Here is a 13,938-nt window from a genome sequence, read left to right on the forward strand (position 1 = left end):
GGGAGGTCCTTCGCGTTGCTCAGGATGACAGTGGTGTTGTCGTCCCGAACGTAGTGAGGGATCTCCTTGTTGGAGTTACTGCCAAGAGTTGGGAGGTCCTTCGCGTTGCTCAGGATGACGGAACGTAGTGAGGGATCTCCTTGGTGGGGTTGTTGCCAAGATTTGGGAGGTCCTTCGCTTTGCTCGGGATGACACGTGGTTAGAGTAACGATTCGCCCCTTATTAGTTCTTCAATAAGCATTGAAGTTGCCTGTCTACGAGTATAAAATGCCGGGATTAATTTTCCTGAGTGTTTACCCGAAGGTACACAAATTAAGGAGGGGGCGTGGGCTCTTTGTTGAAAAAAAACGCAAATGCTGTATCTTTTTTAGCGATGCTTCTACTTATGCCAGGTCTTTTGCATGCGGCGGCTCAAAATGCCGGTGGCAATGCACCAGCTACTAGCCAAGTTAATCCCCCGTCTCCACCAGCCAGCAGCCCCGCTCCTTTATCGCAAACTGGTCCAGTTGAACCGCTACTCAGTGGTTATTACCCTGCATACCCTCCAACCGCTCCGGCAACGGGAGATCAAGCAGAATTGATTAAGCGCGGAGAGTATTTGGCGAGAATGGGAGATTGCATTGCCTGCCATACCGATGTCAAGGCAAAAACACCCGCTTTCGCAGGTGGGTTACCGATCAATACGCCATTCGGCACCTTCTATAGCCCCAATATTACACCTGATAAAGAAACAGGTATTGGCAATTGGTCTGAGAAAGATTTCATTCGCGCTATGAAACAAGGCCGGGATCCGCAAGGTAGAAATTACTTCCCCGTGTTTCCTTATATCTATTTCTCTAAAATAACAGATGAAGATGCCCGAGCGCTTTATGCTTACTTCATGAGTATCCCCCCAGTAAAGCAGAAGAATAAAAGTTTGCCTTTCCCGTTTAATGTTCCAGGGGCCCGCTTCGGTCTATGGGGTTGGAATCTTTTATTCTTTTTTCCAGAAGATAATCCTATTAAGTATGATCCCACTCGGTCAGCTGAATGGAATCGTGGAAGGTACATTGTTGATAGCTTGGGACACTGCAGTATGTGCCACACACCTTTAAATGTTTTTGGTGCTCCCAAAAACCGGTTCTATTTAACTGGTGCTTTTGTTGACGGTTATTGGGCACCAAACATTACCAAATACGGTTTAGCAACTGCTACCCACGCTGAGGTTTCAAATGTGTTTTCAAAGGGTGAATTAATTAATCGAGCAGGTACTGTTGCAGGTCCTATGGCAGAAGTTGTTCATAATAGCCTGACCCATCTGACTGAGGAAGATCGGCTAGCAATGGCCACTTACTTGAAAACAGTCATAAGTGAAGAACCGTTAGGGCTTCAGGGTTCAGAAGCACAGCCTACTTTAAAGCGTGGGAAACAAGTCTATGTCAATGCCTGTGTAATTTGTCACCAAAATGGAGAAATGGGTGCACCCCTAATCGGTGATTCTTCCAACTGGTATTTTCGTTTAAAGCACAGTGGTTTGACAGGCCTTTATCGACATGCCATTGAGGGTTATAACAGTATGCCCGTTAAAGGCGCGTGCGTTACTTGCTCTGATAATGACATCATTGCCGCAGTTGATTACATTCTTAATAACTCCCTAACACGCTCACAGTGGAGTGACTTGACTACCGGTGGAGCAGCAAAATACCCCTCAAGCGGTAGCGAAATATATGAAGAAAACTGTGGCGTTTGTCACAATCAAGGGCTACACGGTGCACCGAAGATTGGAGATAAAAAGATATGGGCGCCTTTAATCGCACAAAATATGGATGTACTTATCCAAAACACGATGAAAGGTCCAGATCATCCTGCAAATGGAGGTTGCAAACACTGCACGACAGGAGAGGTGATTGAGGCAATCAAATACATGGTGAGCCAATCTAAAACAGAGGGTAATTTCTCACTTTGGTGATGATGCTAATTCGAGGCTCTAACAAATTTAATCAGTAGGTCATGACTATGAGAAAAGCCTATGCATATCATTCTGATAGTCTTTTAACTCAAAATCTTGGCAAAATGAAGAGGTGAAAACGGGGATGCTAAATAGGTCGAAGGTAAGCAAACAGCTTGCTGTCTTGATTGGGATGTTGACTGGGCAGTCAGCAATGGCCGAAGTCGATAAGTGGCAATTGAATATGCCAAAAGGGGTTACCCCGCTTAGTCGAGATATGTACGATTTGCACATGATTGCTATCGTCATCTGCGCAATCATTGGCATAGTGGTATTCGGAGTGATGATTTATTCCCTGATTCACCACCGCAAATCCAAGGGCTTTACCCCCGCCACGTTCCACGATAATTTCCGGTTAGAGATTGTTTGGTCCATTATTCCATTTTTAATTTTAATAGGGCTTGCTATACCTGCAACCAAAGTGTTAATCCGCCAAAATGACGCCAGTGAGTCAGAGGTGACGGTTAAAATAGTAGGTTACCAATGGAAGTGGCAGTATCAATACCTTAACGAAGGAATCAGCTTTTTTTCCAATTTGTCGACTCCTGTGGCACAAATTTATAATCAGGAACCTAAAGGAGATTGGTACTTATTGGAAGTGGACAAACCTTTAGTTCTACCTGTCAATAAAAAGGTTCGTTTTCTTGTGACTTCTAATGATGTCGTCCATTCTTGGTGGGTTCCGGATATAGGCGTCAAACGCGATGCAATCCCGGGATTTATGCATGAAGCCTGGGCAAGAATTGAAGAACCAGGAACCTACCGTGGCCAATGCGCTGAACTATGCGGCATAAATCATGGATTTATGCCGATTGTCGTGCAAGCAGTAGGTGAGGAAGAATACAATCAGTGGGTTGCAAGCCAAGTCAAAGTGAAGGATCAATACGCGCAGGCAGCAAACGCACCTTCTGAGCAGCCAGAAGTTGCCCTTGATGAACTGATGAGTCGAGGTAAGCAAATGTACGATCAGAACTGTGCTGCCTGCCATAGAGTCGATGGTAAAGGGTTGCCACCCATGTACCCTGCACTAAAAGGAAGTTCAGTGGCAGTAGGTAAACCAATTTCTCGACATATCTCGCTTATCCTAAACGGTATTCCAGGCTCAGCGATGCAACCTTATCGGGATCAATTGAGTGATAAAGATATAGCCGCAATTGTGACTTACGAGCGAAACGCTTGGGAAAATAATACAGGTGATGTGGTTCAACCTGCTGACGTTGCGAAAGTGCGTCAAGGCGAAATAAAACAACCTAAAATGGTGGAAAAAGCAAAGGTCGGAGGTTTACGATGAGTCAAGTGCTAGCACATGATGCAGAACACGAAGAGCATGGTCCAGAACAAGGGAAAGGGTTCACGGGGTTTGTCAAGCGATGGCTCTTTACCACAAACCATAAAGACATTGGAACATTGTACTTATGGTTAGCAATGACCAGCTTCTTTGTGGCGGGTGCTATGGCTTTAGTCATTCGAGCCGAACTTTTTCAACCAGGTCATCGCTTCGTTGATCCGAATTTTTTTAACCAAATGACCACGTTACATGGCTTGATCATGCTTTTTGGAGTAGTGATGCCTGCGTTTACGGGAATGGCTAACTGGCAAATTCCCATGATGATTGGCGCACCCGACATGGCTTTACCTCGTTTAAACAACTGGAGCTTCTGGATCCTCCCTTTTGCATTCACTTTGCTTGCTTCAACCCTATTTCATAATGGTGGTGGACCCAACTTCGGCTGGACAATGTATGCTCCCTTGTCGACAAAATTTGCTCCGCCGAGTACCGATTTTATGATTTTCTCAGTGCACATGATGGGGCTTTCTTCCATCATGGGGTCAATTAACATCATTGCAACCATCTTAAATATGCGTGCGCCAGGAATGACATTAATGAAAATGCCCATGTTCGTTTGGACTTGGCTTATCACCGCATTTCTACTTATCGCGATCATGCCAGTCCTTGCAGGTGCAGTGACGATGATGCTTGCTGATCGGCATTTTGGCACCAGCTTCTTTGAAGCAGCGGGTGGTGGTGACCCCATTTTATTCCAACACGTGTTCTGGTTCTTTGGCCACCCTGAAGTGTATGTTCTTGTGTTACCTGCTTTTGGAGTTGTCTCTGAAATTATCCCCACATTCAGCCGCAAACCCTTATTCGGTTACCACTTCATGGTATATGCGACCTTGAGTATTGCCTTTTTGTCGTTTATTGTTTGGGCACATCACATGTTCACCACAGGAATACCACTAACCAGTGAATTGTTTTTCATGTACACGACGATGCTGATTGCTGTCCCCACAGGAGTTAAAGTCTTTAACTGGGTCAGTACAATGTTTAAAGGGGCAATGACTTTTGAAACCCCGATGCTTTTTGCAGTGGCATTTGTGTTTTTATTTACAATCGGAGGATTCACTGGGCTGATGCTTGCGTTGGTGCCCGCTGATTACCAATATCAAGACACTTACTTCGTTGTTGGCCATTTCCATTATGTACTCGTTCCCGGCGTTATTTTTGCCCTATTAGGTGCTACCTATTACTGGCTGCCGAAGTGGACAGGGCATATGTACAATGAGTGCCTGGGTAAATGGCATTTTTGGCTGTCAGTCATTTCAGTGAATGTGGCCTTTTTCCCCATGCATTTCTTGGGTCTTGCTGGTATGCCGCGGCGAATTCCAGATTATGCATTGCAATTTGCCAATTTTAATATGGTATCAACCATAGGTGCTTTCGTTTTTGGATTCTCACAATTGTTATTCTTATACAATGTGGTGAGAACCGTACGCAAGCACGGCCCGAAAGTAGAGGCAAGAGTGTGGGAAGGCGCCCATGGCTTAGAGTGGACTTTACCTTCTCCACCCCCTTACCATAGCTTTGTAACGCCACCTCATGTCGAGTCGGAACACCTTCTCCACTATTGAGTAATGGTTGAGCCTATCCATGCGGGAACTCGGCTTATAGCCGAGTAGATAAGTAATGTGAGGTAGAATGGCTGTAAAAAGTCATAAAAAATTAGTGATTATTTTAGCTGTAACTGTGCTTGCTATGTTTGGTTTTGGCTTTGCATTGGTGCCGATTTACAACAGTTTGTGTAAAACCCTAGGCATCAATGGGAAAGTGAATGATAAGCCAGTAGTCTATGATGCAAAGTCGGCAAAAATTCTTTGGGATCGAGAGATAACCGTAGAATTTGTTGCGACCAATAATGGAGGGGTGCCTTGGGCATTTTATCCAAAGGTGCAAAAGATTAAGGTTCATCCAGGAGAGATTGCCAAGCTTGCCTTTTATGCTGAGAATAAAACAGATCACCCCATGACGGTGCAAGCGATTCCAAGTGTGACACCAGGTATAGCAGCTAAATATTTGAAAAAAACAGAATGCTTTTGTTTTACCCAACAAACACTGAATGGCCATGAGGCGATGAACATGCCTTTGTTGTTCCACCTGGATATTGATTTACCGGCGAATGTGAGGACAATAACATTGTCTTATACCTTGTTCGATGTCACTGGTAGAGTAATTTCTAATCAAAGTGTTGCTGCGGGTAAATGAAGTAGCAACTAATAACAGGAGAAAAGCACATAATGGGAGCGCATGGTACTTATTACATCCCTAAACCCAGCCATTGGCCACTCGTTGGTTCAATCGGTTTAACCACAACATTGGTTGGAGCGGGTTCTTGGCTGCACTCTGATTGGTACGGTCCCTATATTTTCACGTTAGGCCTCGGTATTTTAATTTTCATGATGTTTGGCTGGTTTGGACAAGTTATTTATGAGAATCAAAAGGGAGTATACGATTTACAGGTCGATCGCTCATTTCGCTGGGGCATGTGCTGGTTTATTTTTTCCGAGGTTTGTTTTTTCGGTGCTTTTTTCGGTGCGTTATTTTATGCCCGTCTATCTTCTGTCCCCGAATTAGGTGGAGAACTCAACCCAATTACCCATATTACGCTTTGGCCGAATTTTACTGCGACATGGCCATTGCTCAAAAACCCCAATAACCAAGTGTTTTTTGGTGCGCATGAAGGCATGGAAGCTTGGGGATTGGCTGCTGTGAATACCCTCATTTTATTAACTTCAGGTGTCACCATCACTTGGGCGCATTGGGCTTTAAAATTAAACAATCGCCGGCAATTGATCGTGGGTATGGTATGCACCATAGCTCTCGGTATCCTGTTCTTGATTTTACAATCGTATGAATACCACGAAGCTTATACGAAAATGGGACTCACGCTTGACGCGGGTATTTATGGCACTACCTTTTTCATGTTAACCGGTTTTCACGGCCTGCATGTGACCATAGGAACAATCATGCTCATTGTTATCCTCATTCGCTGCATCAAAGGACACTTTACACCAGAACGACATTTTGCTTTTGAAGGGGTAGCTTGGTATTGGCACTTTGTGGATGTGGTCTGGTTGTTCTTATTCATTTTTGTGTATTGGTTATAGAAAGGAAAACGGAGAGCAGACCCTATTCTCTCCCTTCCCCTAGGTCCCGCGGCTTGTCCGTGGGATTAGAAGAGGGGAACGCTCTATTAGGGTGTAAAGCAACGTCTTCACAGCAAAAGAGGGTTGCTAACGAGGCGTGCAGAATTCTAGGTTTGAGATGAAATCAAATCAACAACACTTTGTAAATTTTGCAGACTATCGTAGTGGATAATCAGCGCGCCCTTACCTGACTTTCCAGGTTTGATGCGAATTTTTGTATTCAGTTGCTCCGCTAGTGTTTCAAGTTTTGCTTTCACCGTAGGGCAAATCTCGGGAGTATTAACCTGCTGCTCCTTTTTGCCTTCCTTAACTCGCGCAACCAATTTCTCCGTTTCACGCACCGACAAATTTCTGGCAACAATCAGTCGAGCGACTTGTGCTTGCTGCTCTTCCTCAAGGATAAGTAAAGCCCGAGCATGTCCCATATCCAAATCACCATGCTCTAAAAAACGCTTCACTTCGGTATTTAAACTAAGCAAGCGTAGGTAATTGCTTACCGCAGCGCGGGATTTGCTGAGTAAATCAGCAACTTGCTGATGTGTGAGATTAAATTCGCTGGTTAGACGATGCATTGCCCTTGCTTGATCCATGGCGTTGAGATCTTCCCGCTGCAAATTTTCGATTAAAGCCATGGCCATGGCTGTTTCATCATCAACCTGACGGAGTATGACAGGAACTTCAGTCAGTTCTGCCAATTGGCAGGCACGCCAGCGCCGCTCGCCCGCAATAATTTCAAAATGGCCGTCCGATATTTCCCGAACGACTATGGGTTGCATTAAGCCTTGCTGCTTAATGGACTCTGCTAATTCGATAAGAGAAGTTTCTTCGATTTCTGTACGTGGTTGATATTTACCTGGCTGCAGGCAATGAATAGCTAATTTAAAATAATCTTGAGGCTGTTTTTCAGCCAGTAAATGAGTGGTTGCGTTACTACCCAATAATGCGGATAAATTTCGTCCTAAACCGCCACGTTTTGCTGTCATATCTACCTCAATTTTAAGCGGTTACTGTCTGTTTGCTCATAACCTCAGCAGCCAATACCATGTAGGCGGCAGCTCCTGGGGATGATTTGTCATACTGTAAAGCCGGCATACCGTGACTAGGCGCCTCAGCTAATCGCACATTACGAGGCACTACCGTTCGATAGACTTTGGAATGGAAATGCTCGAGCAACTGTTTGGAAACCTCGGCACAAAGCCGGTTGCGTGCATCATACATCGTTCGCAATACGCCCTCGATGTGTAAGCGAGAATTTACTGAGGCTCTTATTTGATCGATGGTGGTCATTAAAGCCGCTAAGCCTTCCAGTGCGTAATATTCGCATTGCATGGGAATTAATACGGAGTCAGCAGCAACTAACGCATTAATAGTAAGTGTATTTAACGCAGGAGGGCAATCAATCAAAATAAAATCATAAGCCGATTGAATGGGCTGCAAGGCTTTAAACAGAAATGTTTCACGATGGTCTCTTTCCATGAGACTGACTTCAGCAACGGTTAAATCACCATTAGCGGGTATTAAATCAAATCCGCAGGTGGTTGCGAGGCAAGCTTGTTCAGCTAAGCAATCGCGCAGTAAAACATCGTTTGTGGTATGAACTAAATTATTTTTATCGATACCTGAGCCCATTGTTGCATTACCCTGAGGGTCAAGGTCAACAAGCAAGACAGATTGGCGATTGGCAGCAAGGGAAGCTGTTAAATTAATCGCGGTTGTGGTTTTACCCACGCCTCCTTTTTGATTGGCAATTGCAATGACTTTCGCCATAGTTATTCCTTAGTTGCTTTTTCAATAATAACGCAGCAACGTTCTACATCCATACCGGGCACTTTGTAAGAATGAACCTGATAGGGCAGATTGATACTCGCTAGTTCAGTTTCAGGGTGGCGGCCTTTCATGGCAAGCCAGATCCCATTCCTGCCAACAAGATGCTGCGTCCACTTGATCATTTGTGCTAAATCACTAAAGGCTCGACTGGTTACTGTACCAAAATCGACGGAAGGGTGGTAGTTTTCCACGCGACTTTGTATTACTTCGACATTATTCAATTGTAACTTGCGCTTTATCTCTTGCAGAAAGCGGATTTTTTTGCCGCTACTGTCTAATAGTGTGATGTGCAAATCAGGATTGGCTAGTGCCAAAGGTATACCAGGGAGACCTGCACCCGTGCCCACATCAAGTACTCGATGGCCCTTAATCCAGGACATAATAGCCAAACTGTCTAATACATGACGGCTGACCATAGTGTCTAAATCCCTGACCGCAGTTAAGTTATAGGTTTGATTCCACTTTTGCAATAAAAGTAAATATTGCATAAAGGGATTTGCTGCGGCAGACAGCCCTAATTCGTCTATTCCACTAACTAATTTTTGAATGCTCGTTTCAGGGAGGCTCATGCAGATGCTCGATGTTTTTTTAAGTGAACTAATAGTAACGATAAAGCAGCCGGAGTTACTCCTGAAATGCGACCAGCCTGGGCGATGGTGGTGGGTTTAATGCGATTGAGTTTTTGGATGACTTCACTGGATAAACCGGCCACTTGATTGTAATCTAATGTTAACGGTAGTCGAGTATTTTCATGTTTACGCAAGCGCTCAATTTCAAGCAATTGGCGTTCAATATAGCCGGCATATTTGCATTGAATTTCCACTTGCTCAGCAACTGCTTCAGGGAGCTTAGGTAACCCAAGCTCAGTAATCGCTTGCAAATGAAGGTAATTGATCTCTGGCCGCTTGAGTAAATCTGCCGCGCGGCAATCCTGTTGCAAGGGGTTTTCGAGCAAAGAACCTAAAGCCTCATTATGAGTAACGCGCACAACAGTGCTTTTTAAATGGGCTTGAGCACGTTCTATGGCTTCACGTTTTTCGCAGAAAATTTGCCAGCGTTGTTCACCCACCAAGCCCAATTCTCTTCCTTTTTCGGTCAGGCGCAAATCAGCATTGTCCTCTCGCAACAAAAGACGATACTCGGCGCGTGAAGTGAACATGCGATAAGGTTCTTGAGTGCCGCAAGTGATCAGATCATCAATCAGCACTCCCATATAGGCTTCATCACGACGTGGACACCAAAGCGGTAGCTCTTTTATCTGTAAGGCAGCATTCATTCCTGCAATTAACCCTTGCGCGGCTGCTTCTTCGTAGCCTGTGGTTCCATTGATTTGCCCAGCGAAAAAAAGGTTGCTCAGCGGCTTAGTTTGCAAAAAAGGGGTAAGGCCGCGGGGATCAAAATAATCGTATTCGATGGCGTAACCAGGTCGAGTGATATGGGCGTTTTCAAAGCCGCGGATAGTGCGCACAAATTGCACTTGCACCTCGAAAGGTAAGCTGGTTGAGATACCATTAGGGTAAATCTCGTCGGTAGTCAAGCCCTCAGGTTCCACGAAGATCTGATGCGATAATTTATCCGCAAAGCGTACAATCTTGTCTTCAATGGAGGGACAATAACGCGGGCCGACTCCCTCGATAACCCCCGCATACATGGGCGATTGATGTAAATTGGCTTGAATAATTTCATGGGTTTTTTCTGTTGTATGCGTGATATGGCAAGGCAATTGTTGTGGGTGATCTTTGACGCTACCCAAGTAGGAAAACACAGGAACAGGGCTATCGCCGGGTTGTACCGTCATTTGGCTGTAATCCAATGTGCGCCCGTCAATTCGCGGTGGTGTTCCCGTTTTTAATCGGCCCACAGGAAGGTCTAATTCACGCAGGCGCTTTGCAAGCGCAATCGCTGGGGGATCGCCAGCACGGCCGCCGGCATATTGGCTCATCCCAATATGAATTTTTCCACCTAAAAAAGTCCCTACTGTTAAAACCACCGCGTGGGCGCGCAATGTCAAACCCATCTGTGTCACTACTCCTGTGACTCGCCCGCCTTCGATAAGCAAATCATCAACGGCCTGTTGAAATAAAGTGAGGTTGGGTTGTTTTTGCAAGATTTGGCGAATGGCCTGGCGATAAAGCACCCGATCGGCTTGAGCGCGAGTTGCACGCACGGCAGGTCCCTTGGATGCATTGAGGATACGAAATTGAATGCCCGCTTGATCGGCTGCCAATGCCATCGCCCCATCCAACGCATCAATCTCTTTGACGAGATGGCCTTTGCCAATGCCGCCAATAGCAGGATTGCAAGACATTTGTCCAAGCATGTCCATGTTATGGGTGAGCAGCAGTGTTTGTGCACCTATCCGGGCAGCAGCAAGCGCTGCCTCAGTGCCTGCGTGTCCGCCGCCGACAACAATGACATCATAGTGTTTTTCAAGATTCATGGAAAGAAACGTACTAGACAATAAAAAGCGCAATTATACACTTTTTTGGCAACCTGCGCGACACTCTTGCCGCTATAGCAAAGCGCTAAATTTCTGTAGACTAGCCTCGGCCCAAGAAAAGCTAATGGGCTAAGCCGACTCCAAGGTCGGACCGAGGCCAATCTACTTGTTTATTGCCCTAGCAAAAGCCAAGATCATGAGTGTTTATAACGGCGAGATCAGCATTGGATGGCTCCTCCGCTAATTTGGTGTAATCCTCTGAGGGTTTCATCAAACCAAATAAATTACGTCCTTTTTTCGCTTCTTTTGCCGCGGTGTTTTCAAGCTGTTTAAGATCAGGATTGCTTGCAAAAGCCGCATAGTCTGCTTCATTAAAATAAGGCAATTTCTCATGCTTCGGTTCAAAACGGTTAATGATTGCGTTGGTAATAACTGCCAAGGCAAATCCCGCGGCTAGGACAGCCAACCCTATTCCTAATGGCATGAATATCAGCGACACGAACACCAGCGGTGGAATTAATGCATCAATTAATACCGAACGCACTAGTTTGGCCATCTGAAACTGTGCTGCGCGTTGCTGATAGTCGGATTCAGCCAGCGCCAATTTCATATCCAAGTAGAGCTGTTTTTTAAGATTGGGATCTGTTTCTTTTTTGAAAGCCCCTAAAAGGCGCTCACAAGTCTCCCTCTCAAGCTTGCTGGATTCTCTTGATTTGGCCACTTCGAGAGCGCCAGTCACTGCTGCCGTGGCAACCGTGAGGACAAAACACAGTGCAGCCCCCACAACCCCGATGATCATTGCGGTTGCGGGTACGATTGCAGCCGGTGGGAAGAAGAAACAGCACATGATGCTGAACGCCACCATAAGGCCTAAAGCATAGGCCCAGTCATTCATCAGACTGTATTTTTTATACTTCCATTCAAAATTGGCTTTGGTTTCCATTTTGTTAAGAGTCGTTAATTCGTTTTCCATACGCGCAAGCTTTGCTGCTAGCTCTTGTTTTTTAAACACATTAAGTTCGTTTTCAAGCGCAAAAGCCAGCGACGCTATTTCTGAGGCCAATTTTTCTTTGTCTCGTCTAATGGCTTCCATTTTTGTGTTGTGTTTTGTGGCTTCCTCGCAGAAACGCCATGTGGCGAGCGCAAGATCCATAAGGAGCAGGGCAACCGTTACCACATTGCCAGCATAACCCAGCATGCCGCCACCATTAAGCCAGAAAAAGCACACCATGTTGGCAACCCCCCAAATGGAGTCATTCAATAAAGCGAATTTTCGTTGATTCCATTGCGTAAGGAATCGCTCCCAGCGCGGAATATGGCATTCTTCTTTCGAGGGGTGAAAAGTGTGTTTCCATAATAGAAAAAGATTAATGCCAAAACGAGTGTAATAGAGTACCCAGCTCATGTAACCAGTGATAGGGGATGGTGCTGTCAAATTGGCTTGTGCTTCCAGTTTGTTGTAGAAATCATCAGGCAACATCGTAAAAATGGTATCGAGCATTCCACCGCCCCATACCCAATATAGGCGGCTGTTATTCACTTCAGTCATCCATTTGACGAGAGTGCCTGTGTGGTTATCCATGAACTGCTCAAATTTTTCAACAAACCATGACGCGATTTGCGTTAAGCCAATAAATTTTAGGCATTGAGTGGCAAGTGCGATGTTGGCTTCAAGATCGTCTTCAAAAGGAGTGGCTTGACCGCACACTCCTGTCGTATCTAACTCTTTAATACGTTGCACACAAAGCGCTAAAGCGTCTCCATGGTCTTTTAAGGTATATCCTCTTTTTTCTGTGGAGTCGAGCTGATATTGAGCATAGAGTAAATAATAAGTATAAATAAGCTTATTTTTTAATCTGATTTTTTGTTCAGGCGTTAAAAAACCGAAACTTGCTGGATTCGTTGTACCGAGTTCTTCTTTGTAGAATGTATGCAAAGCGAGTAAAGCCGCTCGCTGTTTTGCTAATTTCTTAGTGTTTAAGCGCAATAGGGCATCTTGTGCATGGTGAGCTTCAGCATAGAGTAAATAAATTGACTCTTGTTCTTCTTTGGTATGCACCTCAAATGAAGTTTTGATTGCTATGCTGATACCACCACTCATGACATCACCCCGCGATTCTTACTGCTAGATCTGAAAGAAAAATGCACAGAAAGTTCAATATGTTCTCTTTTATACCATATTAGTTATTCATTGGACAAGTTGCCAGGGCAAGAATTTACGGAATTGTTAACTTATTTACTGAAAATTAGGGTTAAAAATCAAAGGATAGTCCGAGAAGCAGGAAATTAAATTTTTTCGAATAATTTCTCTATGTTTGCCCAATAAGACGAACTCACTTCTTCTCAGTGGCGTCTCGGCTAAGGCGATGTCGTAGAGGAGGCGCATCTAAATGAGTACTATTCGATTTTTCAATTTGGTGGTTCAAGATAAAAGGGTTAAACTAAGCAACTGGATTCAATTTGTCGAAATGAAATGAAAAAAGCAGTTGTCTTACTATCTGGGGGCTTAGATTCCACCACTTGTTTAGCGATAGCGCACAAAGAAGGCTTTGCTTGTTACGCACTTAGCTTTGCCTACGGGCAGCGACATTCAGCCGAACTGGCTGCCGCTCGGCGCGTGGCTCAACATTTTGCTGTGGCCGATCATCGCATTATTGCTTTGGATATAGGTCAACTTGGCGGTTCGGCGTTGACCGATGAATCCATCCAGGTTCCAGATTACACGGGAAGCTCAGAAATCCCTGTCACTTATGTGCCCGCACGCAACACGATTTTTTTATCTTATGCATTAGGGTATGCGGAGACTATTGGTGCACGAGATATTTTCATTGGCGTGAGCGCTGTTGACTACTCTCATTACCCTGATTGTCGGCCCGAATTTATCGCTGCATTTCAAACCCTTGCTAATTTGGCTACCAAAGCTGGCGTGGAGGGGGATGCTTTTCGTCTTCATGCCCCCCTTTTGCATTTATCGAAAGCAGAAGCTGTTCGTATTGGCAATCGATTAAATGTAGATTATGCTTTAACGGTCTCCTGCTATCAGGCCACTGAAAGCGGGAAAGCCTGTGGTCGATGCGACAGTTGTTGCATTCGTAAACAAGGTTTTAGGGCTGCTGGCTTCAAGGATCCAACAATTTATGTTTAATATGGGCAAAATTTATTCTTTTTGAGCATAAATTTTATTGTTAAAAAACATGCA

11 protein-coding genes are annotated in these 13,938 nt (G+C 44.9%); 6 read left to right on the plus strand and 5 right to left on the minus strand.

The features are described from left to right. Positions 1–325: 325 nt before the first annotated feature. The 5 genes from B5D33_RS10225 (at position 326) to B5D33_RS10245 (ending at position 6,433) form a co-directional block, all read left to right on the plus strand. Positions 326–1,948, plus strand: a complete 1,623-nt coding sequence (locus B5D33_RS10225) for a c-type cytochrome (protein ID WP_058451339.1) — start codon at positions 326–328, stop codon at positions 1,946–1,948. Between the two features lie 124 nt (positions 1,949–2,072). Continuing rightward, the gene (gene coxB / locus B5D33_RS10230; RefSeq protein WP_058451340.1) at positions 2,073–3,278 is read left to right on the plus strand and encodes a cytochrome c oxidase subunit II; all 1,206 of its coding nucleotides are present in this window, start codon (positions 2,073–2,075) and stop codon (positions 3,276–3,278) included. Then, positions 3,275–4,900, plus strand: coding sequence for a cytochrome c oxidase subunit I (gene ctaD / locus B5D33_RS10235; protein WP_058451341.1), 1,626 nt, complete (start codon positions 3,275–3,277; stop codon positions 4,898–4,900). Before coxB ends, ctaD begins: the two co-directional genes overlap by 4 nt. Positions 4,901–4,967: 67 nt before the next feature. Then, on the plus strand, positions 4,968–5,531 hold the full coding sequence (locus B5D33_RS10240; RefSeq protein ID WP_058451342.1) for a cytochrome c oxidase assembly protein: 564 nt from the start codon (positions 4,968–4,970) through the stop codon (positions 5,529–5,531). A gap of 32 nt (positions 5,532–5,563) precedes the next feature. Then, on the plus strand, positions 5,564–6,433 hold the full coding sequence (locus tag B5D33_RS10245; protein WP_058451343.1) for a cytochrome c oxidase subunit 3: 870 nt from the start codon (positions 5,564–5,566) through the stop codon (positions 6,431–6,433). Positions 6,434–6,579: 146 nt separating this feature from the next. Here the strand turns inward: B5D33_RS10245 and B5D33_RS10250 are convergent, their stop codons facing one another. The 5 genes from B5D33_RS10250 to B5D33_RS10270 form a co-directional block, all read right to left on the minus strand. Continuing rightward, positions 6,580–7,455, minus strand: coding sequence for a ParB/RepB/Spo0J family partition protein (locus tag B5D33_RS10250; protein WP_058451344.1), 876 nt, complete (start codon positions 7,453–7,455; stop codon positions 6,580–6,582). 13 nt (positions 7,456–7,468) lie between these two features. Beyond that, a complete protein-coding gene (locus B5D33_RS10255) occupies positions 7,469–8,239 on the minus strand; it encodes a ParA family protein (protein WP_058451345.1) in 771 nt (256 codons plus the stop codon). 2 nt (positions 8,240–8,241) lie between these two features. Continuing rightward, complete coding sequence (gene rsmG / locus B5D33_RS10260; RefSeq protein WP_058451346.1) at positions 8,242–8,868, minus strand: 16S rRNA (guanine(527)-N(7))-methyltransferase RsmG; 627 nt, start codon at positions 8,866–8,868, stop codon at positions 8,242–8,244. Beyond that, the gene (gene mnmG, locus B5D33_RS10265) at positions 8,865–10,739 is read right to left on the minus strand and encodes a tRNA uridine-5-carboxymethylaminomethyl(34) synthesis enzyme MnmG (RefSeq protein WP_078767412.1); all 1,875 of its coding nucleotides are present in this window, start codon (positions 10,737–10,739) and stop codon (positions 8,865–8,867) included. Before mnmG ends, rsmG begins: the two co-directional genes overlap by 4 nt. A gap of 178 nt (positions 10,740–10,917) precedes the next feature. Then, a complete protein-coding gene (locus tag B5D33_RS10270) occupies positions 10,918–12,840 on the minus strand; it encodes a hypothetical protein (RefSeq protein WP_058452286.1) in 1,923 nt (640 codons plus the stop codon). Positions 12,841–13,212: 372 nt separating this feature from the next. On the opposite strand from B5D33_RS10270, the gene queC reads away from it, so the two are divergent. Further along, entirely contained in the window at positions 13,213–13,884 is a 672-nt protein-coding gene (queC, locus tag B5D33_RS10275) for a 7-cyano-7-deazaguanine synthase QueC (RefSeq protein ID WP_058452285.1), read from the plus strand. The last annotated feature ends 54 nt before the right edge of the window (positions 13,885–13,938 follow it).

Source organism: Legionella maceachernii (assembly GCF_900167045.1).
In the GTDB taxonomy this organism is placed as follows: domain Bacteria; phylum Pseudomonadota; class Gammaproteobacteria; order Legionellales; family Legionellaceae; genus Tatlockia; species Tatlockia maceachernii.

Excerpts from the sequence above, each read along its gene's own strand:
- ctaD (WP_058451341.1), top strand. The coding sequence starts at position 3,275 with ATGAGTCAAGTGCTAGCACATGATGCAGAACACGAAGAGCATGGTCCA.
- B5D33_RS10250 (WP_058451344.1), bottom strand. The coding sequence starts at position 7,455 with ATGACAGCAAAACGTGGCGGTTTAGGACGAAATTTATCCGCATTATTG.
- B5D33_RS10270 (WP_058452286.1), bottom strand. The coding sequence starts at position 12,840 with ATGAGTGGTGGTATCAGCATAGCAATCAAAACTTCATTTGAGGTGCAT.
- B5D33_RS10245 (WP_058451343.1), top strand. The coding sequence starts at position 5,564 with ATGGGAGCGCATGGTACTTATTACATCCCTAAACCCAGCCATTGGCCA.
- rsmG (WP_058451346.1), bottom strand. The coding sequence starts at position 8,868 with ATGAGCCTCCCTGAAACGAGCATTCAAAAATTAGTTAGTGGAATAGAC.
- B5D33_RS10240 (WP_058451342.1), top strand. The coding sequence starts at position 4,968 with ATGGCTGTAAAAAGTCATAAAAAATTAGTGATTATTTTAGCTGTAACT.
- B5D33_RS10255 (WP_058451345.1), bottom strand. The coding sequence starts at position 8,239 with ATGGCGAAAGTCATTGCAATTGCCAATCAAAAAGGAGGCGTGGGTAAA.
- queC (WP_058452285.1), top strand. The coding sequence starts at position 13,213 with ATGAAAAAAGCAGTTGTCTTACTATCTGGGGGCTTAGATTCCACCACT.
- coxB (WP_058451340.1), top strand. The coding sequence starts at position 2,073 with ATGCTAAATAGGTCGAAGGTAAGCAAACAGCTTGCTGTCTTGATTGGG.
- mnmG (WP_078767412.1), bottom strand. The coding sequence starts at position 10,739 with ATGAATCTTGAAAAACACTATGATGTCATTGTTGTCGGCGGCGGACAC.